Below are 23,866 nucleotides of genomic sequence, written 5' to 3'. Positions count from 1 at the left end.
ATTATTTGCTCTTTTGGAGTATAAACACCATTAACCCAAAGACGCCTTACCGAAGTGCAGGCACCGGTAAAGCGTGCTTCTTAATTTTATTAGTATGAAACGTACAATAATTGCCCACATCGTTGCTCTTGGGCTATTGTCTCAGGTGAATGTTATGGGACAGGATAGCCCAACGTACTATCCCAAATCGGTTGCATTCCCCCCAAATTCTACCATCGAGCAAAAGATGGAGCTGGCCTCTAGGGTGGTTCCTTCGCCGCAGCAAAAGGCTTGGCAGGAGCTCGAGATGACTGCATTTCTCCATTTTACCGTAAATACCTTTACCGATTTGGAGTGGGGACACGGAACCGAATCTCCTCAAATATTCAATCCCTCGCAGCTCGATGCCGAACAGTGGGTGCGTACCCTAAAGGAGGCTGGCTTTAAGATGGCCATCCTAACAGCAAAGCATCACGACGGATTTTGCTTGTGGCCAACAAAAACCACCACCCACTCGGTAGCCAGCAGCCCATGGAAGGGTGGCAAAGGCGACGTTGTACGTATGCTTCGTGATGCCTGCACCAAGTATGGAATGAAGTTTGGGGTGTACCTATCTCCGTGGGATAGGAATGCCAAAAGCTACGGCGACTCTCCTGCCTACGACAGCTACTTTATGGAGCAGCTAACCGAGCTGCTAACAAACTATGGCAAAGTAGACGAGGTATGGTTCGATGGCGCCTGTGGCGAAGGACCAAACGGCAAAAAGCAAATTTACAACTGGGATGCCTACTACGACTTAATCCATAAGCTACAACCTAACGCCGTTGTTGCCGTTAGCGGCGAAGATGTTCGCTGGGTTGGCAACGAGCATGGCGAAGGCAGAACCACGGAATGGAGCGTTACCCCATTTGCCCCAGGCGCACGCCCTGAGATGGTAAAAAAGAATGCGGCACTTAATATCCATGCAGAGGCAAAGGACTTAGGTAGCCGCGAGCTACTTAATAAAGCCAGCAGCGTTTACTGGTATCCCTCCGAGGTCGACGTTTCAATCCGTCCAGGGTGGTTTTACCACAAGTCGGAAGATAGCCGAGTAAAGACTCTTGGGCAGCTGGCCAACATCTACTACACCTCGGTAGGACGCAACTCCGTTCTGCTGCTTAACATACCACCCGATACCCGCGGCCTTATAAAAGAGGAGGATGCAGCCCGCCTAAAGGAGTTTGGGGCATACCTTAAGCAAACTTTTGCGGTAGATTTGATGCGTAAAGCAAAATCGACCAATGCCAAATTTGCCACAGATGGAAATAGCGCTACAGACTGGAGTCCCTCCACGCTACCTGCAGTGGCAGAGTTCTCCTTTACCAAACCTGCTATTGCCAACGTTTTTCAAATACAGGAAAATATAGGGAAAGGACAACGCGTGGAGGAGTTTCGTGTAGAAGCGTTCGATGGCAAAAGATGGATTACCATTGGCAACGAAACAACCATTGGTTACAAGCGCCTGCTTCAATTCCCAACAATGGCCATTAGTAAGATAAAGGTCACCATCACCAAGGCAAGAGCGCTTCCTAACATCAGCAACATTGGGCTTTTTAAGGCTCCCGAAATAATGTCGCTACCCACCATATCGCGCAACAAGCAGGGAATGGTAAGTATTGCGGCTGAATCGGAAACCGCCACCGTAAGATATACCACAGACGGCAGCACTCCTACCGCAAAATCTCCCATCTACCGCCAGCCCTTTAGCTTAGCAAAAGGTGGAGTAGTAAAGGCTCGTACCTACATCAACAACGGGAAAGACATGAGCGAAGTGGTAGCAGAACCATTTGACATCTGCAGCGCAAAATGGCAAATCGTATTTGCCGATAGCGCCGACATCTCGTTCCCCGCCTCCAACGCCATAGACGGAAAGAGCACCACCATGTGGCATACCCCCTGGGAGGGAAAGATAAAGCAGCACCCCTACTCCATCGTAGTTGACATGGGCGAAACGCTAACGCTGAAAGGCTTCACCTACTCGCCCCGAGTAGATGGAAACAAAAGCGGTACAATCACAAAGTTCGAGTTCTACACCTCGATGGATGGAGCAACCTGGCAGAAGGCCGACTGCAACGGAGAGTTTGCCAACATGGCCAACAACACGGTAAAGCAGTACATTCGCTTCAACCAGCCCCTACAGGGTAAATACTTCAAGTTGGTTTCGCTAGACGATGTGCTGCATCAAGGCTGGGTATCAGTAGGTGAGATTGGGGTGATTACCAAATAGGAATATAATAAAAGGAAGGCTGTACAATTGTACAGCCTTCTTTTTATTGAGTTCAGCTCATAGATACTCCATTCCTAATATTTCGAGAAAAACTGTTGGATGTATTGCTATTAAGAAGGAAATTAGACCACACCGCACAACCCAAAACAAGAAAAACAAGGATATGTGAGCTAAATAAAAACGACAAAAGCAGACCTACTGCATTGCAACAACTATCGGAACAAAAAGACTTCATTAATTTTTTTAACTTTGCACCGCAAGCAAACAGCTGTTGGAAGTTTTAGCTATAAAATCTACGAATAGAATCGGGAGATATTAATTAGGTGGGATGAAACATGCCCACATTCCAATCTGTATGCTGCATAATTTAAATTATCTTTTACCTATTAAGTTAGCATGACATTATTCTTTCACAAGCAAACGCTCTTTATGAGCGTAGTTCCCATTTTTTCCACATAGTATCTTTTTGGGGGTATAAATAAAAGCAGACACTCCCTTCTAGATGTTTTCTAGCAACATCTAGAATAACACAACTATTTTAAGTAGATGTAAAAAAAATCAACATACATTGAAATTAATCTCTTATGAAATCCAAAACAATTGTCAGTCTAATGGCATGGATCTTTTTTGCTGTTGCGTCTTTGCCGCTTCGAGCACAATCCAGCGCCATTCCTCTTTCAGAGCTTTTAAGTAAAGCCTCTGAAATAAGCACGTTACCCTTTACTGAAAAAGGAACGTTTACTAGCCAGTCTGTTTTAGTTGCAGGACAATCAAGCCCCAGTTTTAGAAACAGCGGAAGCAACTACTATTCGGTAGCATATAAGTTAACAACCAGTAGAACCGAAAATGTAAGCATCAAATTTGAATTAAGCTCAGATGCCTACCTTTATGTTTACCAAAAAAACGCAGACAACAGCTACGAACTAGTGAATAGCGATGATGACAGAGCTGGAAATAGCAACTCTTTGCTAGAGCTCTCTCTCAAACCTGGTGAATACTACTTTGTAGGCACCAGCTACCAGCCTAATACCTTGGGGAATTATACGATGTCCGTAGATCATATAAAACTCACTACTCTAAATGAGCTTTTAGATAAAGCACCTGCTATAGCTACTCTGCCCTTTACAGAAAGTGGAGGGTTTACCGTTCAATCCGACTTAGTTCCTGGGCAGACCAATCCATCTTTTAAAAATACAGGAAGTACTTACTATGCTGTATCAAAAAAAGTAACAATTGATACACCTAAAGCAATTACTGCAACGTTCTCATTTGACTCAAATGCCACCCTATACCTTTATAAAAAGAACGCCAATAACAGCTACACTGTTGTAGCCCAAAATGGCAATAGTAGATCTTGCAAATTAAACCTCAAGCTTACCACTGGAGAATACTATTTAGTAGGAACTACAGAGAACCCAAAAGCTCAAGGAGCCTACACGTTTGAAGTAACCAACTCTACGTCTCTAGACCTAGACCAGCTGCTGCTTCGTGCTAGCAATATAGAAGCATTACCAGCATCTACATCCGGAGAGTTTACCCTACAATCTACATCTACGTTTGGGCAACAAACCCCCAACTTTGGAGAAATAGGTGGATCTTACTATGCAATAGCAAAAAAGTTAATACTAGATACACCTAAAGCGATTTCTGCAACGTTCACATTCGCAATAAGTCCAGCTATCTATCTGTATAAAAAGAATACCGACAACAGCTATACCCTCATAGAAAAAAAATACAATTGGAATGGAAACTCTACGAAAATAGATCGTCAGCTTGCAGCTGGCGAATACTATATAGTAGGAACTTCCAACAACGAAAATGCTACAGGAACTTACTCGCTAGAAATAACAAACTCATCCACAATAACCTTAAACCAGCTATTAAATGAAGCTGATCCAATCGGATCTATGCCATTTTCCATATCTGGCGAGTTCTTAGCCCAAGCCAAGTCTGTTTTTGGTCAATCCAACCCCATTTTTGGAGACGACAGCAAGGCCAGCTATGCTATAGCCCGTAAGTTAACCCTCAGCGAATCCAAATATCTCGCGATAAAGTTTAAGAAAGGTTACTACTCTAATCTTTACGTGTATAGGAGGAATACCGACAATAAATACGAACTATACAAGCAGACCTATAGTTCTGACAATCCAACTATTGAACAAATTTTCGCTCCAGGAGACTACTACATAGTAGGATATTCGTCTGAGGTTGCAACCAATGAAACTTACTCATTCGTAGTTGAACAATCAACTATAACTACACTTAAAGAATTCTTAAAAGGAGCCACAGAAATAGATCCTCTAAATTTCACACAAAGCGGAGAATTCAACGACCGATCTGCTCGTGTAATAGGTCAAAATAACCCAGGTTTTGGTTTTTCTGACGAGGTACACTATGCCGTAGCCTACAAAATAAATCTTAGCACAACTAAAAATCTTGCTTTCAAATATGAACATTCTCAAAAAGAAGGAAGATTTTACATCTACAAAAAAGATGGCAATAACTACTCTGATGTAATGGGTTACTCATTCGAGCCAGATCCAAGTTTTGATATAAAACTCAACGCAGGAGAGTACTACCTAGTTGGATCCACCAGAATCCCTCAAACAAAAGGATCCTATAGCTTTAAGGTTAACGAATCTACTGCAATATCCTTAAACGATCTACTCGAAAAAGCGACTGTAATAGATGCTTTACCATACGCTAATAGCGGAGAATTTAACAATCAGTCAACAGCAGTGTTAGCCCAAAGTCAACCACCGTTTGGGTACAATATCAGAAGTCACTATGCTACGGCCTACAAACTAACAATCGAAACATCTCAAAACATTGCCGTAACATACTCTAAATTAAACTCATCAAAGGCTAACATCTACCTTTACCAAAGAAATAGCAACAAAGGCTACGTTTTGGTATCCAAAAAAAAGGCTAATAGCAATGGAAATACAGGATTCGATATCACCCTCACACCCGGCGAATACTATTTTGTAGGAAGTTCTGAAAACTATAGAGAAGTTGGGGCATTCACCTTTAACGTGAGCAGATCAACAGCCATTTCCCTAAATGAGCTGCTAACAAATGCTCCCGATTTAGGAGTTATTCCTTCTTCTAAAGAAGGAGAGTTTACCAGCCAATCAAATTTTGTTTTAGGACAAACAGAGCCTATGTTTGGAGAACAAAGCTGCGGTTACTATGCAGTAGCCTACAAAATAGCAACAGACACTCCTAAAAAACTAAGAGCGACCTTTTCACAGGCCACAAATTCCCGCATTTACCTGTACAAAAAGAATGCAGACAATAGCTTTAGTCTTGTTACAAACAACAGCAAAAATGGCGTCTCACCTCTTGATATTCTTCTCCAAGCAGGAGACTACTACATTGTAGGAACAACGAGCACTCCAAGAACAACGGGAACCTATTCCTTAACGGCAGATGCCTCTACATCAATCACGCTATCCGAACTTATTTCTGGAGCCACTGAAATTAAAACATTACCTTTTAATACAAGCGGAGAATTTACCAATCAATCAACTCCAGTTCTAAGCCAAACCCTACCCGAATTTGGAGAATACGGAAACAGTTACTATGCTGTAGCCCATAAGGTAATCGTAAGCACTCCTCAATCGGTTGAAATAAGTTTTACAAGCAGAAGGGCTAGCACCATTTTCCTTTATAAGAAAGGTGCCAGTGGCAAATGCCAATTAGAGGCAAAGTATCGAAGAGGATCAACCACTTCGCTAGAGATGCAATTATCTGCTGGCGAATACTATATTGTAGGAAGTGCGTACGAACCACGCGAAACGGGAGAATATGCTCTTGAGGTAAAAAAATCCCCAGCCTTAACTCTTAACGACTTTTTAAATGCAGCACCTTCAATCGAAAAACTTCCTTTTTCTAGAAAAGGTGAATTTACAGAAGAATCTCCTCTCATTTTAGGACAAAATGTACCTGCTTTTATGGAGGCAGGAGGCGCCTACTTTGCAGTAGCCCACAAGTTGACTATCGCAAAAAAACAAATAGTATCATTTACCAGATCTTCAAATTCTGAGTTTTTCATTTACAAAAAGAATGGAGAGAACAACTTTAGCCTCATAAATAAAAACCTCTGGGATGCAGACAAGATGTTAATGCCCGGTGAATACTACTTGCTACAATGCTCTCATTTCCCGAGAATGACGGGTAGTTATGAATTAACAGCAAAAGAAGCTAACTTAGAGTTATATGTAAACGGAACTAATATCATTACAGCTCCCAACAATACGGTAGCATGTGGAAGCGGATCTGCAACATACAATGCAAGTAATAGTACACTTACGCTAAACAATGCGGAAATAACCGCCACAACACCCAACCAACCCAAGGCTGGCATAGTAGCAAAGTATGGAGAGGTGAAAATTATGCTCGAAGGTAATAATAGCATTCATCCTGCCCCTACCGAAGAATCACTATCTGCTGGAATTTCCACTAATTTAGCCAATATCACAATCGATGGTAACGGTAGTGTTTCTATCATAGGTGGTGATGTAAGTTACAAACAAGGGATTAGTAGCGGTATTTACGCAACCCAATCCTCCATCACAATTGCTGGTGGGAATGTTAATATCACAGGAGGAGCCATTTCAAACGAAGCTCACTCTTGGGGTGTTTTTTGCAATCAGTCGACATTCAACATTAGTGGAGGAAGTGGAAGTGCAAAAGCAAACACCCAAACAACAACTGATATAGCCTTCAATTCGCTCCCCTTCTTTAAAAATGGAGTTGGAATTACCTCTGGAAGTTGGAATGGGACCGAATGCCAATGGAATAAAGGTGGGGCAACCCCTTATGGAGTATACGCTAATGGACAAGAATTTACGGCCAACCAACTCTCCATTGCGTGTGGAAAGGGAATGGCAACTTACGACCCTAACAGCTTTACTCTAAAACTCAAAAATGCAGACATTACCAATACTTATAAGCTTAACAATATAGAGTTTGGCATCGTATCATTTGACGCAACAAACACTATAAACATTGCTTTTGAAGGGAGTAACTCCATAACATCACCTTCTAATATAAATAGCAATGTGGCTCTACAAAGCTACTCGAGCCTAAACATTGCAGGAAAAGGAACACTTACTATAACTGCACCTGGAAAAGTATCTAACACGCAAGGAATTGTAGCCAATGACTCTATTACAATTCAAAGTGGAAACATACAAATCACAGGTGGCCAGAATTGTAATAGCACAAGTTCGATAGCAGCCAATACTATTACTATTCGAGGCGGAAATATTATTGCAACAACTTTCCCTTGTAGTTATACAAGCACTGCTCTTCTAAACTGGTACAACGACGTTACTATTACAGGCGGTATGGGAACACTGAAAGGAGGAGATCGAGCATCCAATGCGATTCCTAAATTCGGCCCGCAATCGTTCATTACAGAAGGCGCTTGGAACCAAAAAATTTGTAGCTGGAGCAGTATTTTCACCCTCACCTTCGATGCAATTGGAGGCGAAACTACCACCACAAGTAAAAATTTGAGCTACGGCGACACCTTTGGCGATCTTCCTACTCCTACCAAAAAAGGACACACCTTTGCAGGCTGGAAAATCGGGGACAGCAGCATAGATGCTTCAAAAGTTTGGAATTATTCATCAAACCAAACAGCCCAAGCACAATGGACTGTAAACAGCTACACCATTGCTGCTACTACATCAATTGATGCAGCAGGAAACATTTCTGGTGCTGGATCGTACCCCTACAACGCAAGCTGCACGCTAACAGCAACAGCAAAACGCGGTTATGCATTCACGGGTTGGAAAGAAAATCTTGTAGATGTTGCCTCCAACTCTGCATACACCTTTAATGTTGATGCGTCAGACCGTACTCTTGTTGCCTCTTTTGAACCCATTGATTTTACGGTTACTCAGCCAACCGATAAAAAATTAGCGGGAGCAATTACGGTTACACCTGCCGCTGGTTTCGAATACAGCATCAACGGAACAACCTACCAAAGCAGCAACGTATTCTCTGATATCCCGGTTGGCACCTACACCATTACGCTGAAAAAGGTATCAGATGGTACAATCTATGAAGCCTCAAAGCTGGCCGTTGTTGGTATATCGGAATTAGTCGCTACCACTAACTACCAGTTAAAAGCCACCAACTGTAGCTGTAGAGGAACCAACGATGGGATCCTCAAACTGAATATGAGCAAAGCTTTTGACTACGAGATCAGCATAAAAGGGGAAAAGACAGGATCTAAGACTCCCTACCTCACCTCTGGAACTGAGTTAACAGTAACGAATCTTGTACCTGACAACTACACCGTAACCTTTAGGATTGCCGCACTCAGTGGCTACGAACAAAATTTCGATGTCACCATAGCAGAGCCAGAAGCACTCAACGTCCAAAAAGTTGACAATGCCAAAAATATGGCCAGCTACCACCTAAAGGGAGGAGAGCAGTACTATGTTACCCTTAACGGAAATACTACGCAAACCTACGATTCTGATCTACAACTTTCATTAAAGTTGGGTGAAAACAGAATTAGGATTGCAACAGAAAAACTTTGTCAAGGAGTGTTTGAGGAGGTTGTTCATAATGACGGTAGTACAAACTTCATCATGTACCCTAATCCAGCAACCGATAAGGTTACCGTAAGAATTCCAGAGACAGAAGAAAAGGATATCTTCCTTCAAATTGTATCTCTACCAAGTGGCAGCATATGCTTCAGCCAAAAATATGCAATCTACTCAGGGAGCACGATTGAACTAAACGTATCGAACCTTCCTTCTGGAACCTATGGCGTTATCATCAAGGGTACAAAACTTAGCTACAACCAAAAGCTGATAAAGATGTAGCAGTGCTACCGAAAAATAAACGTGAAATAAACATGAGCTCGACGTAAGAATTTCAATAAAGAAACACTCTTACGTCGACTCCTTACCACTAAATTAAAAGTTATGTTACATAGAATTTCTACGGTTCTCTCTATAGTTGCCATTTGCGCAACACTTGCCAGCTGTGGGAAGTCGGATAGCGAACCAGCACCAGGCTTATTTTTACTATCGCAACCAGCGAACAATAGCGCCTGTATTAAAAATGATAAGCCAGAAGTCGAGCTTAAGTGGGCAAAATCCGCCAATGCTGATAGCTACGAAATTGAGGTTAAAGATTTAAAAACTCAAAAAGCAACAACCTACACTGCAAAAGAGACATCCTGTAAGGTTGCACTAGAGCCAAACAAACCCTACTCTTGGTGCGTAAAGGCTATTAATGTAACGGGTAAAACAACCTCCGAAACGTGGTTCTTTTATCTTGCAGGCCAGATAGCCGAAAAATATGTGCCATTCCCGGCCGAACTGCAAACGCCAATAAATGGAACAGCTATCAGCTCTGATGGAGCGACATCTATAGAAGTATCTTTCAGCTGGAAGGGTAATGATCTAGATAACGACATTGTCAGCTACTCTTTTTACCTCGACAACAAGGATGCTTCGACGCAGGTAGTTAAATCATTAACAGAATCAAGCACTAAACAGAAACTCGACAGCGGTAAAACCTACTTCTGGAAGGTGGTTACTAAAGATGCGGCTGGAAACACTTCCGTTTCAACAGTAGGCTCATTCCGTATAATTTAAGAAGCAGGCTCTACTTAACGGATCAATAGCTAAAGACATAGATAAAAAGAAGAGGGTGCAGTAGAGCACCCTCTTTTTTATGTATACTGCCAAACATTCGGCGAGATATTGCAAAATGACACTTTTCCAACCCGCAACAAAACAACCATCAAACAACAAACCTGAGCATTCTAACAAAATAAAAAACGCTACAACGCTACAACTAGGATTGGGCGGGATAAAATTTATGCCGCCCCATTTTTTGTATGTTAAAGTACACTTGCATGAAATACTTATAAGCCAACCAAAACATGCTCCCTAAATTTGATTACTAAGAGATTAAAATCAGGAAACGACAACACACCCCAAGACACCTTAACCTAGTTAGCAAAAACTTACTTAATTAAAGTTTAAAAGCGGCAGAGCGGTAATTATTGTAAAAATACAGAAGCCTTAGAGCCTATCTTTGCCATAATTTAAAAAAATCTGGCTAAGTAAAATATAAATATGAGAAATTGTAAGTCAACGCTGTTGGGAGCGCTTGTTTGTCTATTCGCTGTAATAGCTGTTCCATGTAAGGTATTGGCAAGCGGAATTCAGGTTCTCAACACCACCGTCACTACTAACTCCGACAAAAAAACAGCTCAGGTAAAGTTCACCGTAACTTGGGATCACTCGTGGAGAATATCATCAGAAGCAACAGGCCCCAAAAACTGGGATGCAGCATGGGTGTTTATTAAGTTCAGGGAAGTTCCCAACGAAGATTGGTACCACGGCTACCTAGCAACAGGTACAGGAGTAAAACATAAGGTTCCAGATAATGCAGACTACAAGGTAGGAACAAGCCCTGCGAACATCAACGGCAAGGATGTAAACCCAGGAGTAGGCGCATTTATCTACCGTAAAACGGATGGAAACGGAAACTTTACCGCTCAGGACGTAGAGTTGGAGTGGGACTACGAAGCCAATGGGCTTACTGGCGGAGAACAGGTTGAGGTTTGCGTGCTTGCAACAGAAATGGTATATGTCCCTGAGGGTGCTTTTTATGCTGGAGACTTTTCTTCTACAGGTAGGCTAATCAACTATACCAGCACTGCTCCTGCCTTCATAAATGCAGAAACAACCCCATCTCATATGCGCTCGTACTTTAGCGAATCGTATAAAAGCTGGACTGGTGCTGGTGCTGGTGTTGGCGATGATTTCGATTACTATACAGGACGAAATCTTGACGCTAACTATCCCAAAGGATATGCAGGTTTCTACTGTATGAAGCATGAAATAACTCAAGGAGAGTATGTATTATTCTTAAATAAGGTCTCCGTTGCAGTAAAAAATGCTGGAACATATTTCCCAAACAAGGCTGAAGCCCGTCATGGGATTGTCAAGAATGGGGGAACAGGGACAACACCTGCGTCGTACGACCTAAAGAATGCAGGCGATGCGTTTAGAGCTTGTAATTTTTTATCTGCAAAAGACGTGCTTGCATACCTCGATTGGGCTGGCCTTAGACCTATGACCGAATTAGAGTATGAAAAAGCATGTAGAGGCACCCTTGCCGTGCCATCCGCACCCAATAATACGCAGTACGCATGGGGTAGCATTAGCATTAATAATGCGCTAGGTTTATCTAATGAGGGAATGAACAACGAGGCTCCCTCAAACGTCGAGGCCAACTGCGCTGTAGGAAAGGTTGGTTCAGATAGTAAAGTTACCGCAGTACTTTCTGGACCAATAAGATCGGGTGGTTTTGCCACTCCTGTAAGCAGCAGAACAAAAGCTGGAGCAACCTACTGGGGTATTATGGAGATGTCAGGAAACCTATGGGAACGCTGCGTTGGCTTAGGTAATGCCACAGGTCGTACCTTTATAGGTAACCATGGTAACGGAGAGATAGGCCCAGGCGTTAATCCTGATTTGCCTGGAACTTGGCCCAATATTAATGGTACAGGACTAGGATTCAGAGGTGGCAGCTTCGAGGATCATCCTGATAGAGCGCGAATTTCTGATAGGCTTAAAGCAAACGATACTGACGCTTCACGACAGGATAGCTATGGTGGTAGAGGTGTTCGCACTGCACCATAATATCGTTCTTATATTATAGTTTGGGGTATTACCGGTGGCACAAAATACGCCCAAACGCTTCATTTATTCTCTAATACTCCTATTAATCTACTAAAAAGCATCTTGTTGAGAGTCCTATACTCCTGCATACTGCTCGTTTTTGCAGTAGTTATGTCTGCCTTAGCAGCAAACGGTAGCAAAACGACATCCCTATCCTCCTTAACTGAAGGAGACGAAGACTTACCTTGTTATAGGGGAAGTACGTCCAATTCTTCGTTGCATAGCTGTGGTATGCTATTACAGGCTGGAATTTTTTTATCCATATATAAAGGTGATACACCTCCGCTGAATACCCTCCCCGCAGGATGCCTAAAAGGAGCTGTACTATCTGCCGATGGAAAGATCCATGGAGGAATTTACAAGGGAGGAGACAGCAATGTAGAGCCAATATCATGCGGAGCCCCCTCTATACTAACCCCTGATGAGACTTTAACAGGACTTTATAAAGGCTCGGTAAGTACACTACCTGCTATTTCGTGCCTTGATGCCCCAACTCTTCTTAACTATATCTACCCCGTATTTCAAGGAGGGCGCAGCTACACCTCCATCAGCTGCGGCGAACCGATTGCCATGGGACGAAAGGTGGATGTATACAGAGGTGGATCATCGACAATTACCGCTTTAGGCTGTAGCAATGCAGGAACAAGCCTCACTGATGGTGCCAGTATGTTTAAGGGAGGTATCTCTAAGGCAATGGCTGTAGCCTGTAAAACGGTAGCCGATGAAAATCCTAATGCTGCAAATTTATACGGCGGAGGTATTGCTCGTTTCAATAGGCTTGCCTGTGCCGACGCCTCTAGCTCGTTGGGTAATGTCCTTGGATGCTACAACGGAGGCGCTTCTAAGCAGCAACCGCTATCTTGCTTCACGGATCCTTGCATTGAGTTGAAGCCAGCAACTATTACTGCATCTGGAACGATACCCATTTGTAAAGGAAAGACATTAACTCTTACAGGATCGGAAGCTACAACCTATGAATGGTTGCGAGCGGATACTCCTACAGGAACATGGACAAAATATGGCACATCGAAAAGCGTAGAAGTAAAAGAGTCGGGATATTTTAAGTTGATTATCTACGGCACTAAAGGATGCTCAAAGGAGTCTAAGATCTTTTTTGCCGAGTTTAATGATGGCTTACCTAAGCCTACTATTGATATTGGAGGTTCCTCTACCATCTGCTTGGGAGGCTCCGTCCCTCTTACAACTTCTAAAGCGTTTAAGTATTCTTGGAGCACCGGAGCTACTTCAGCAGCAATAGAAGCAAGCGTTGCAGGAACTTATCAGGTAACAGTTGAGGATGAGAATGGATGCGTGGCAACGTCCGAACCTATCGAGATAAAGCAGGCATCGCTTCCCTCTCCAACATCGATTATTACGCCCGAAGGTGCCACCGAGTTCTGTATGGGGAGCGCTGTTCGGTTAACCTCTGTTGATGCCGCATACTACCGCTGGTCGAATGGATCAACCTCTAAAAGTATTGATGCCACCCAAAGCGGCACCTACACCGTACGCATTGGCGACGCAAATGGATGCGAGGCTACCTCTGCACCTGTTTCTGTAATTGTACATAACCTAGAACCAAAGGTTTTAGCATCATCAACCACCATTTGCTACGGCAAGCCTGTTGCACTTAGCGTAATGCCAGCAGGAGCAAGGGTTGAATGGTATAAAGATGGCGCCCTTGTGCCGCTAGCTGGAGCCAATATCAACGTAAGCCAAGCCGGCATTTACGAGGCTCGGGTTACCAATGCTTTTGGCTGCGTATTTACGTCAAACAAGGTTACTGTGATCTCAAACGGAACGCTTACGCCTCTAGCCTCCATCTCCTCTTCAAGGAGTACGCTCTGTCAGGGTGGAGCGATAACGCTAACAGCCCCCGATGCAGCAAGCTACCAATGGTCTACCTTGGATACTAAGCGCGAAATCTCTATTATGAAACCTGGTGATTACGCGGTAACGGTAACTGATGGCTTTGGCTGCCCTTCTTCGGCTAGTATTACCGTTAAGGAGGTGCCTGTAACCATCAAGCCTTCAGTTATTGCTTCTAGATCAACAAAGTTATGTCCGGGCGAAAGCCTTTCGCTTACCGTTAGCGAAGGAAATGCCTACGCATGGAATACGGGACAAACAGATAAAACGATTCAGGTTTCTTCTGCTGGAGTTTACAAGGCTACAGTATACGATGCCAACGGCTGCGATGTTCAAACACCAACCATTGAGGTTTCGGTTTATCCAGAAAAGAAGCCAACCGTTGAACCAATGGGTAAAACCATTCTTTGTGCTGGTGATGCATTAGAGCTACGGACATTAAATGCGATAGCGTACGAATGGAGTACTGGAGCAAAAACGCCATCCATCACCGTAACCAAAGCAGGTGATTATTCTGCTATCATAACAGACGAAAATGGATGCCGCTTTAACACGGCCCCGTTAGCAGTGCAACAGTATACAGGAGAAATACCTCCTGCAACCATATCTTCGTCACAACCAGTAGTCGACGATAAAATATATATATGTCCAGATGATGAGGTAACCCTCGAAGCAAACGAAGCGGCAGAGTACAGATGGAGCACAGGAGAATCTACCCGCACAATAAAGGTTAGTAAACCCGGAAGATATTCTGTTGCTCTTACCTATGGAAGCACCTGTACATCCGTATCAAAAGAGGTGGAGGTGCTAATACGCAGCCGAAGACCGATGATTACGGTAGACGGAAGAACCGCAATTTGTCCAGGTGAAAAGCTAACGCTGGAGTTAGACCATGGAAGTTCGTTTGTATGGAATAGCGGCCAGCATACACAAAAAATTGAGATTGATAAAGCAGGCACCTACTTTGCAACGGTTATCGACGAATATGGCTGTACGCTAGCTTCCGATGCCGTTGATGTTACCATGTTCGAGGTGACAAAACCCACGGTTACCCTTTCGGGCAAGAATATGCTCTGTACTAATGAATCAGTAGTTCTTAATGCCAGCAACGCCATCGCCTATCAATGGAGTACGGGAGAGGTATCCCAATCTATAACTGTTAAAGATGCAGGATCCTATTCTATTACCACCACCGATGCAAACGGATGTACCGCAACATCGCCCTCTGTAACCATCGGCAAGCATCCTGTCCGAAACCCTGTGATCGAAGTTGCAGGAGGACTAACCATCTGCCAAGGAGAGGAGCTTACGCTCGCAGCTCCATCCGAAGGGACCACCTTCCTATGGAACAACGGGGCAACTACATCGACCATTCCTGTAAAGGAGGAAACAAAGTTTGGATCCTTTAGCTACTCCGTAGCGGTTACCTACCCCGAAGGGTGTACCTATACCTCGCCTGAGGTTTACATCAAAGTAAACCGAAATCCCAATAAACCGGAGATATTCAGCGTTGCGTCCAATGATATTTGTCCCGATCCGTCAATAGCTCTCATTGCTACACAGTCCGATGGCTATAACTACGAATGGTCTACGGGTGCTAAAACGTTTGGGATTGTAGCCAATAAACCAGGTAACTATTGGGTAAAGGTTTCTGATAAGCTCACAGGATGCAGCAGCCGCTCGGACGAAATGGTGGTTGACAAGCTGATATCTGCAAAAGTTACCATCGATCCTTCGGGACCAATAAACATTTGCGACGTTGGCTCAATCAAACTCTCTTCATCGATACAAAATGCCACTGAATATCGATGGTCGTCGGGCGAAAAGACCTCGTCCATTACGGTAAACCAACCCGGCTACTACAAGGTTACTGTTACCAACGAAAAAGGCTGCTCGCAAACCTCCGAATACGTTGAGGTGCGTTCGAGAGCACAAATTCCCGAACCTACAATTACAGCTGATGGTTCCACCACCTTTTGTGAAGGCAGCTCGGTAAAACTTTCGTGCACGTTAAGTAAAAACTACCAGTGGCGACGCGATGGGATAGATATTGCAACAGCCAACTTAAAAAGCCTAGAGGTTACACAATCGGGAAGCTACACGGTGGTGGTTAGCGACAAAACAGGTTGCAAAAAGGAGTCTCGTCCTGTTGTTATAAAGGTCAATCCGCTACCTAAACCTACCATAATGCCATCGGGCAAGGTACCTATATGCCCCAGTTCAACCGTTACCCTCACCTCTTCCGAGGCGGTATCCTACCAATGGTCAAATGGAAAGACCGATAGGCAGATTACGGTTGATACCCCCGGTCAAACATTCACGGTTGCGGTGGTAGATGCTAACGGCTGTTCGGCGCAGTCGCCCGCAGTAGAGGTTGTGGTAGCAACCCAAAAAGCACCAGCACCTAGCGTTAGCACAAAGCCAGTTTGCCAAGGCGAACGTGCAACGCTCACAGCAACATCGACCATTGACAATCCAATATTTACATGGTACACCACAGCCGATGGTGGAGCTGCCATTGCCACCAGCTCGCAGCTACAAACCGAGGCGCTCTCCACCAATACCACCTACTGGGTAGCGGTGCACAATCTAACCCAATGCCAAAGCAACCGTACGCAGGTAGAGGTGACGGTCAAAACAAAACCATCTATAACCTTTAACCTACCCGCCTCGACATGCTCGTCGGGCAGTACAATAGCGCTAGTTGCTACGCCGGAAGGAGGAACCTTTAGCGGAACGGGAGTTACCGCTAATACGTTTGACCCTAAGGGTCTTTCAGGAGCAATAAGGCTAACCTATACGCTCGATGATGGCTGCATATCAACATCAACGAAGAAGATTCAGGTAGATAACATCTCCGTCAACCTGAAATCGAGCGCTGCTGGCATGGTAGAGCCAGGTACCTCTATAACCTTTACGGCCACTTCCTCGGCAGCGGATTGCACCTACGAGTTTTTTGTAAACGGCAGCTCAGTTCAAGCAGCAGGAAAGTCTAACACGTTTACTTCCGATGCCCTGATTAACGGCGATGAGCTAAAAGTGCGAGCCGTAAATACAACTACAGGTTGCTGGGCCGAGGATGCCCTTCAGGCTAACATCCGCCAGCCTATAAGCTGGGAGGAACCCTCGGGCAACATTGCTTGTGCCAAAGGGCAAACGGTATTTAAAGTTACCAAGTACGACGGGTACTCCTACTCTTGGAGGCTGTCTGATCCTGTAGCAGGAGGAGTAAGTGCAACAGGCAACCCCAGCGAGATGATAGTAACTTGGACAGACAACAGCTACTTCGCCAAAGGGGTAATAATGGTAGAGCTGGATGTGATAGTCGAATTTACGCTACCTAGCGGCAAAAAGGGAAGCCTATCGAAAAGAGTTAAGTTCTATCGCCGCCCCGAAACAGGAGCAGTGTACGGAATGAAGAATCAGCAGTAGCGCAAGGCTACACGACACTCCTTGCAGAACCATCTAACTAAAAAAAAATCTACTTCAAATATGCAAAGCAAGAGGACGTTCTTTAAACGTCCTCTTGCTTCTCTTGTTAAAAGGCCTAGTTGCCCATACGCTTTTGTTCCTCGTCTGCGCCAATGGTGCGCTGGCGCGACTGCTTCACATCCTTACTCCCAAAACGGTAGGAGAGCGAGAGGTTGAGCCGCTGGCTATCCCACCTGTTGTAGAAGGAGATATCCATATTGTCGTATCTAGCCCACGACTTGTTTTCCATTGTATGAAAAACATCGTCGAAGCTAACCTTTACCGATAGCCGATCATTTAAAAACTTCTTTTGAACGCCAACATTCACTATATACTGCGGATCTAGGTCCATCATTCCGTACACTGTAGGGCTGCGATACCAACCCGAGACCTCGAAGGTATACTGCTTGGGTAGGATAAAGCTGCTGGTAGATTGAAGTAAGTACATAAAGGTGCTTTTACCCGATTGGTCGCCTCCTCTACCGTACTCCCTGTAGGAGGCCGATATACTGCTGCTAGTCCGAAACCACTTTACAGGATTTAGGTTTACGCTCACATTACCGTTAAAGGTTTTAAGGCTGCTCAAGTTTCTATCGATAAGCATTACCGCCTTAATCGGTTTTGCGGGGCTCGATCCGCCTGCAGGGCGTATAATATCCACCTCCTCGGCAACCTGCGTCTGTATATCGTTGGTGTACGAGTAGCCAATACTCGAAAAGACACGGCTATTCCACGAGTAGCTAACCTCTATATTATTGGAATACTGAGGTCGTAGGTTTGGACTACCTCCCCGATAGCTATACTCATCAATTCTCCACACAAACGGATTTAGCTTGCCGTAGCTAGGCCTATCGATACGGCGATTGTAGCTCACCCCCAGCGAGTTTTTCTCGTTAATGCGGCGCTGCACAAATAGGCTGGGGAATAGATCGAGGTAGCTGCTCCTATTTACAGCACCAGTGGTAACCTGGTTGCCCCTATTCCAAGTATGCTCCGCCCGTAGCCCGCCCTTCAGGCTCCATCCTCCGGCATCGTAGGCCATAGAGGTGTAGGCTGCGGCGATACGCTCGTCAAACTTAAAATGGTTAGAGCGGCTGGGATCATCTACATACGAGTGGCTACCATCTACCGAACGCTCGTAGCGCAGGTCGTTGTCGCTATTAACCATACTACCCTTTACTCCGGCCTCCCAAATGGCCGTTTTCGAGAAAGGATGCACGTAATCTGCCCTAAACGATTTGACGTAGATATCAGAAGGTGTATGACTTTGAAGAAGCAACGGCATCGCGACCTCGGCACCCGAAGAACCAAAGTAGTAGGTGTCGCTAAACTCTGTAGCACGGTTGTAGTACTTTACAAAGTCGGCATCGACGTTAAGCGTTCGCCCATTCGTATCAATAGCCATCTTGTAGTTGGCATTTAAAAGGATATTTTGGTAGCTACCACTTCTGCTGGTAGTACTAGCGAGGCTTTTGGCTAGCATCCCATCCTTAAGCAGCAGGGAGGTACCCACGTTCTGCACCGAGTTCGACTCGTATACCGAGCCATTGGCCATCACCCCAAAAGTATGACGGCGATTTAGCTCGTAATCGGCGCCTACCCTGTAGCTGTAGCCCTTGCTGGTGCCTCGCGACGTGGAGCTTTGCGTAATTAGCGAGGTATCGGCGTCACCCTTCAGCTTTCGCTCAATATCGAGGCTATTCTTATATTGGCTATACCTGCCATTAATAGAGCCAAAGGTGTTCAACTTCCCCCTACGCAGGTTAAGCGACAGCCCACCATACTCGCTAACCTTATGGGTAATGCCAGCACCAGCATTTACCGATCCGTTTACCCCTACTAGGTTATTCCGTTTTAGCTTAATGTTGATGATGCCGGTGTTACCAGCAGCCTCGTAGCGCGAAGGTGGCGTGGTAATCAACTCCACCTTTTCGATCTCTGTACCGCTAAGGGTTTTAAGGTAGCTGGCCAGCTCTGCACCCGAAAGGTAGGTGGGCTTATCGTTAATGGTAACCATCACCCCATCCTTACCCTTCAAGGAGATATTCTCATCCTTATCGATATTTATGCCCGGAGCCTTTCGCAGCACCTCGTAGGCATTTTCGCTGGTGGCGGTGACGCTATTATCAACGTTAACCACCGTTCTGTCGGCCTTCACCTCAATTTCGGGACGCTTACCGTACACCGTTACCCCGCTAATAACCAGATTTTCCATGGCCAGCGTCTCCACCGTTACCGCATTTTGCCGGCACACCAGCGGGCTCGAGTGCTTACGCCCATAGCCCACCATGTGGGCCGTTACCACGTAACTCCCGTCGGGAACCTGATTAAAAACGTAGCTCCCGCTAGCATCGGTCTGCACCGACTTTTTTACGGTGGTATCGGGAAGCAGCCCTAGGGTAACAACAGCATACGGAATGGGCTTACTGCTTAGCTTATCAACAACGTTTCCGGTAATATTCCCCCTATTAATGGCTGCAGATACACCCCCAGCAGCCATAAGAAGACCTACCAATAGAGTAAATTTTAAAAAACAGCTATGTTTCATCCTAATATGTTTATTTTAGAATAAGGCTGCCTGCAGGGATAAGGTGAGCTCAAACCTCCCTGCTACAGGGACCCTAAAAGGGCCCTGACTACAGCCTGTTGACTCTAAGACTACATTTAGGCAAATTTGCGACAGTACAACGCCGCTATTTTTTTGGTGATGCTGCATAGCCCGCAGCTACAGCCTACCACATATCAAAGGCGCAGCTGCTAAATAGCAGCTGCGCCTTTGAGTGTAACAAACCTATCCAAATAAAGAACAATCTAGCTCGACACCTGCTTCTTTTTAAGCAGCACCACCAGCCGTAGCGGTGTATTATCGGCAACTGTAACAATCTCTTCCTGTAAATCGCAGCCAACCTTCTCGACGGTCAGCTTGTAAATATCAAACTCGCGACGGCTATTACGAACTTCGCCCAACTTTCCCGTTTTTCTATCGAGGAGCACGTAGGGCTCACCCTTTACCGTCCGAGTGGTAGATACCATCACCACCCTAGCGTTCTCCTCCGGCTTCCTGGTCTCGCTATTAAGCACGGTAATGGTTAGCAGCCGCTCGGAGTACTCCTTTTTACTACGTATCTCCATATACCCCTTGTAAATAGCGGGGTGGGTTAGGCTGATAATCTCGACCAGCATATCGCACTCGACGAGAATCTTTTTCCCGTCCTCTACCAGCGCGGAAAGTACGGCCCTATTCTGGCTCTTCTCCTCGAGGTAGGCTTCGAGCACCGTATTGGCAAGCTGCAGCTGCTTCATCCCATCCTCTATCTCCTTTAAGGTTGCAGCTGTAATGCCATAGGTACCCAAAATGGCAAGGTTGGCCGATGCAAACTTTAGTATCGTTTTTACCGTAGCATCGAGCATCTTGTACGGCATGCGCTGTATCTCCGAACGGGTGGTGTGCAGCTCGGCCATCTTGGCCGCATCGTTTTGCGAACCGTAGTAGAGCTCCATAGACTTTACCACCGCAAACAGCGGCGCAACAACCCTTTTGGTAGCAACCTCTACGGCGATATACACTCCCTTGTTTTCGGTATCAACAAGCACTGCCGTTTTATCTATCTTCGAGATGATCAAATCTATCTTCGAAGTTGCTGCTTCTATGGCTGGAATCCCCATAAGCACGTCATTCCCTTTGACATATTTATTGAGGCCAGTAAGCAAACGATAAAAAAGAGTATTTGACTCGTTCATACGTTAGAATTTTGTTTAACATTTATTGTAACACCAAAATAGTAACAAAACCAGCTGTTGGTATCAACAAATTGAAAAAAATAATTAAGTGGTACGATTTAGCCGATAACTGGTCGTTTCATCCCGATAACTGGTCGTTTTTACAGCTTTTGTGATTTTCGAAAAAGGGGCTAAAAACCCCGATATTGCCACTTTTTTTGACGGAGAAGCGCTTTCGAAAAGAATATTTTGGGCCAATACGGCAAAAAAGATAGGGTTGCTTTGGCTCACGTACAATAACGCCTACTAATAAATGCTATATTGCCACCCTACTTAATAACCGTAAGCCTAAAATAAGGATGGCGTTAAGTAACAATTCGTTTTCGCCCTGCTTGCCATAAAGTATGCTGCAAGTAGCGCCTACACATAGATTAGGTAGCTAGCAAAAACTTATAAAGGATTAATACCATGATGGAAAAAGGTAATCACATAGAAGGAGTTCCTCAAGAGCTACAAAAGCTGCTAGATAACGACAAGGATGCTCAGGATTTTTTCAATACACTATCAAAATCGTACAAACAGGGATATTGCGACTGGGTTGGCTCTGCCAAGCAAGAATCAACAAGACAAGCTAGAGCAGAGAAGGCCATTTTAATGCTTCGGAATAATCAAAAAACATTAAAGACGGTATGAAAATGAAGACAAGACTACCATTAATTATAGCTTTCCTTGCCCTGACTGCTGTTTGTCACAGTCAACAGAACACCAACTGGAATAAATGGAGCTGGCTAATAGGCGAATGGAAGGGTGAAGGTGGTGGACAGCCCGGTCAAGGTAGCGGGACATTTTCTTTTTCGTTTGACTTAGATAAAAATATAGTAGTCCGCAAAAGTCACTCGGAGTATCCTGCAGCTAATAATAAACCAAAAATCGTACACGACGATTTAATGATAGTCCACTTTGATGCCAGCGATAGCTCTACAAAGGCAATATACTTTGATAATGAAGGCCACACGATTAGCTACTCGGTAGCATACACCGACAAATCTATTACGTTGACAAGCGTAAAGGTGGAGAACGCTCCATTTTTTAGGTTAACCTACGAGTTGCTCGAAAACGAAACGGTAAATACAAGGTTCCAAATATCTAGAGACGGCGTGAACTTTACCACCTACGTCGAAGGGAAAAGTAAAAAGATAAAGTAAGCGCTGCCAGTAGCCTATATATTAGGGTTGGCTGTAAGATAAAAATGGCTCGATCTAAACTACAATGAGCCTGTAAACTACAAATTGACTAAATAGTACACTAAAAATGGACAAACAATACAGCTGCTATTGCGGTCTTTACTGCGAAAATTGCGATGTTAAGATGAAGGTTGAACCGGCTGCAAAAGTTTTGTATGAAGAAATGCAGAAGCTAGGGTTTGCCGAAATTATGTCCTTCTTCCCCGATGGAGATAAGTTTTGGTCGTTTCTAAAAGGGATGACCACCGGAGGCGTATGCATATCGTGTAAGGCGGGGAGCGGAAATCCAGGCTGCAAAATAAGATTGTGCGCTAAGGAAAAGAATGTTGAAATGTGCGCATTCTGTGAGAGCTACCCTTGCCAACATTTTCCAGAACTATTCGAAGGCTACTCCTTCCTAAAAAACGACAACTCTGTTTTACGGGAGAAGGGCTGGGAATCGTGGGGAAAGCTTCAAGATGAGCGGAAGGCAAAAGGGCAGGGTTTTTACTATACTAAAAACAACAGCTGAGATCGCATGAAAATAGAGAAGATTACCGAAAACAAGAAGCAGTTTCTCGACTTACTGCTATTGGCAGACGAACAGGAAGATATGGTTGACAGGTATCTACCGAATGGAGAAATGTTTGCCTTATACGACAATGATTTGAAAAGTATTTGCGTTGTGGTAGCAATAAACAACGAAACCTGCGAGCTCAAAAACATTGCAACCTACGAGAAGTATCAGGGCAAAGGATATGGTAGGACTCTAATAAACTTTATTTCTGACTTCTACAAAAACAGCTACCAAACGATGCTTGTCGGTACAGGCGAAACTCCCACCACCTTATCGTTCTACGAAAGCTGCGGGTTCGAAAAATCGCATCGAGTAAAGAATTTCTTCACCGACAACTACGACCATCCCATGTTCGATGGCGACATACAGCTTGTTGATATGATCTATCTTAAAAAGGAGCTTTAGCAATAGAAGATTAAGCGTTGGGATTTTACTTTTTTGATACAAAAAAGTAGCGGGAAGAAACCAGCAGAATGCAGATGCTCCTATCAACAGCTGCGCTTTGCTTTTTTGCTACTTTTGGATGGCGGGCTGCAGACTGCTACTTAGCAAAGACGAAGTTGCAACCGAGCACGAAGTGCGAGCTCAGCGAAGCTAATCTTCGCCCAGCCTAGTGCGCTGATGTAGACTACAGCGAGCGGGGGGGTATACATAAAGATTTATCTAATACGCTAAGAAAGAACGAAAATATTGTTGAACGTTATGTCTTTACTATAGATAAGAGTGATGGTGCAGGTTACTTTACAAAACTTTCTAATGATTTTTAGGCGTGGTAGAAATTAGAAATGATTATCAGGATTTAGAGTCTATTTTATTAAAATATGAGATGGATAGCCCTAGAATAGGGCGTTTATTTAGGTGTAACTTGATATTTGCCCTTTTTGAATTGGTACAAGAAAAAAGTATTCAAAAGGCCAAACAGCATTTCTACGCCTGCGGGCTGCTGGATGCCTTTCGGGTTCAAAAGTTTCAGGATCGGATGTTCGACTACGACATTCACTCCATAGGGTATGCGATGCTGTCGGACAACCTA

At 44.5% G+C, this 23,866-nt stretch carries 12 protein-coding genes; 10 read left to right on the top strand and 2 right to left on the bottom strand.

The genetic code is table 11. From position 1 onward, the window contains the following. The first annotated feature begins 154 nt into the window (after positions 1-154). From L990_RS17860 to L990_RS17835, 5 genes are all read left to right on the top strand, one after another. Complete coding sequence (locus L990_RS17860; protein WP_231562305.1) at positions 155-2,245, top strand: alpha-L-fucosidase; 2,091 nt, start codon at positions 155-157, stop codon at positions 2,243-2,245. A 611-nt stretch (positions 2,246-2,856) separates the two neighbouring features. Beyond that, entirely contained in the window at positions 2,857-9,093 is a 6,237-nt protein-coding gene (locus tag L990_RS17855; RefSeq protein ID WP_047452220.1) for an InlB B-repeat-containing protein, read from the top strand. A 102-nt stretch (positions 9,094-9,195) separates the two neighbouring features. Further along, on the top strand, positions 9,196-9,873 hold the full coding sequence (locus tag L990_RS19515) for a hypothetical protein (RefSeq protein ID WP_052181136.1): 678 nt from the start codon (positions 9,196-9,198) through the stop codon (positions 9,871-9,873). 486 nt (positions 9,874-10,359) lie between these two features. Further along, positions 10,360-11,934, top strand: coding sequence for a formylglycine-generating enzyme family protein (locus tag L990_RS17840; protein ID WP_047452216.1), 1,575 nt, complete (start codon positions 10,360-10,362; stop codon positions 11,932-11,934). Between the two features lie 105 nt (positions 11,935-12,039). Beyond that, positions 12,040-17,274 carry a hypothetical protein gene (locus L990_RS17835; protein WP_156121674.1) on the top strand — a complete coding sequence of 1,745 codons (5,235 nt, stop codon included), beginning with the start codon at positions 12,040-12,042 and terminating at the stop codon, positions 17,272-17,274. Positions 17,275-17,389: 115 nt separating this feature from the next. On the opposite strand, the gene L990_RS17830 is transcribed toward L990_RS17835, so the two are convergent. Together L990_RS17830 and L990_RS17825 are read right to left on the bottom strand one after the other, a co-directional pair. Further along, a complete protein-coding gene (locus tag L990_RS17830) occupies positions 17,390-19,861 on the bottom strand; it encodes an outer membrane beta-barrel family protein (RefSeq protein WP_081981800.1) in 2,472 nt (823 codons plus the stop codon). Between the two features lie 263 nt (positions 19,862-20,124). Then, complete coding sequence (locus tag L990_RS17825) at positions 20,125-21,054, bottom strand: hypothetical protein (protein ID WP_047452209.1); 930 nt, start codon at positions 21,052-21,054, stop codon at positions 20,125-20,127. A gap of 447 nt (positions 21,055-21,501) precedes the next feature. Between L990_RS17825 and L990_RS17820 the strand changes: the two genes are divergently transcribed. From L990_RS17820 to L990_RS20275, 5 genes are all read left to right on the top strand, one after another. Beyond that, the gene (locus L990_RS17820; RefSeq protein ID WP_052181135.1) at positions 21,502-21,726 is read left to right on the top strand and encodes a YdeI/OmpD-associated family protein; all 225 of its coding nucleotides are present in this window, start codon (positions 21,502-21,504) and stop codon (positions 21,724-21,726) included. Positions 21,727-21,728: 2 nt separating this feature from the next. Beyond that, complete coding sequence (locus L990_RS17815) at positions 21,729-22,238, top strand: hypothetical protein (protein ID WP_156121672.1); 510 nt, start codon at positions 21,729-21,731, stop codon at positions 22,236-22,238. 106 nt (positions 22,239-22,344) lie between these two features. Further along, a complete protein-coding gene (locus tag L990_RS17810; protein WP_081981798.1) occupies positions 22,345-22,788 on the top strand; it encodes a DUF3795 domain-containing protein in 444 nt (147 codons plus the stop codon). A gap of 6 nt (positions 22,789-22,794) precedes the next feature. Then, the gene (locus tag L990_RS17805) at positions 22,795-23,238 is read left to right on the top strand and encodes a GNAT family N-acetyltransferase (protein WP_047452203.1); all 444 of its coding nucleotides are present in this window, start codon (positions 22,795-22,797) and stop codon (positions 23,236-23,238) included. A 364-nt stretch (positions 23,239-23,602) separates the two neighbouring features. Further along, positions 23,603-23,866: hypothetical protein (locus L990_RS20275; protein ID WP_197057333.1), on the top strand; the 264-nt coding region annotated here is incomplete at its 3' end.

It is taken from the genome of Alistipes sp. ZOR0009 (assembly GCF_000798815.1).
GTDB lineage: Bacteria > Bacteroidota > Bacteroidia > Bacteroidales > ZOR0009 > Acetobacteroides.
The sequence above is the reverse complement of the archived record's forward strand: the minus strand, read 5'-3'. Positions and strand labels throughout refer to the sequence as shown.

What these genes read in the sequence shown, in the direction of transcription:
- L990_RS19515 (WP_052181136.1), top strand. Translation starts at nt 9,196, where the DNA reads ATGTTACATAGAATTTCTACGGTTCTCTCTATAGTTGCCATTTGCGCA.
- L990_RS17810 (WP_081981798.1), top strand. Translation starts at nt 22,345, where the DNA reads ATGGACAAACAATACAGCTGCTATTGCGGTCTTTACTGCGAAAATTGC.
- L990_RS17825 (WP_047452209.1), bottom strand. Translation starts at nt 21,054, where the DNA reads ATGAACGAGTCAAATACTCTTTTTTATCGTTTGCTTACTGGCCTCAAT.
- L990_RS17855 (WP_047452220.1), top strand. Translation starts at nt 2,857, where the DNA reads ATGGCATGGATCTTTTTTGCTGTTGCGTCTTTGCCGCTTCGAGCACAA.
- L990_RS17805 (WP_047452203.1), top strand. Translation starts at nt 22,795, where the DNA reads ATGAAAATAGAGAAGATTACCGAAAACAAGAAGCAGTTTCTCGACTTA.
- L990_RS17820 (WP_052181135.1), top strand. Translation starts at nt 21,502, where the DNA reads ATGATGGAAAAAGGTAATCACATAGAAGGAGTTCCTCAAGAGCTACAA.
- L990_RS17830 (WP_081981800.1), bottom strand. Translation starts at nt 19,861, where the DNA reads ATGAAACATAGCTGTTTTTTAAAATTTACTCTATTGGTAGGTCTTCTT.
- L990_RS17840 (WP_047452216.1), top strand. Translation starts at nt 10,360, where the DNA reads ATGAGAAATTGTAAGTCAACGCTGTTGGGAGCGCTTGTTTGTCTATTC.
- L990_RS17815 (WP_156121672.1), top strand. Translation starts at nt 21,729, where the DNA reads ATGAAGACAAGACTACCATTAATTATAGCTTTCCTTGCCCTGACTGCT.
- L990_RS17860 (WP_231562305.1), top strand. Translation starts at nt 155, where the DNA reads ATGGGACAGGATAGCCCAACGTACTATCCCAAATCGGTTGCATTCCCC.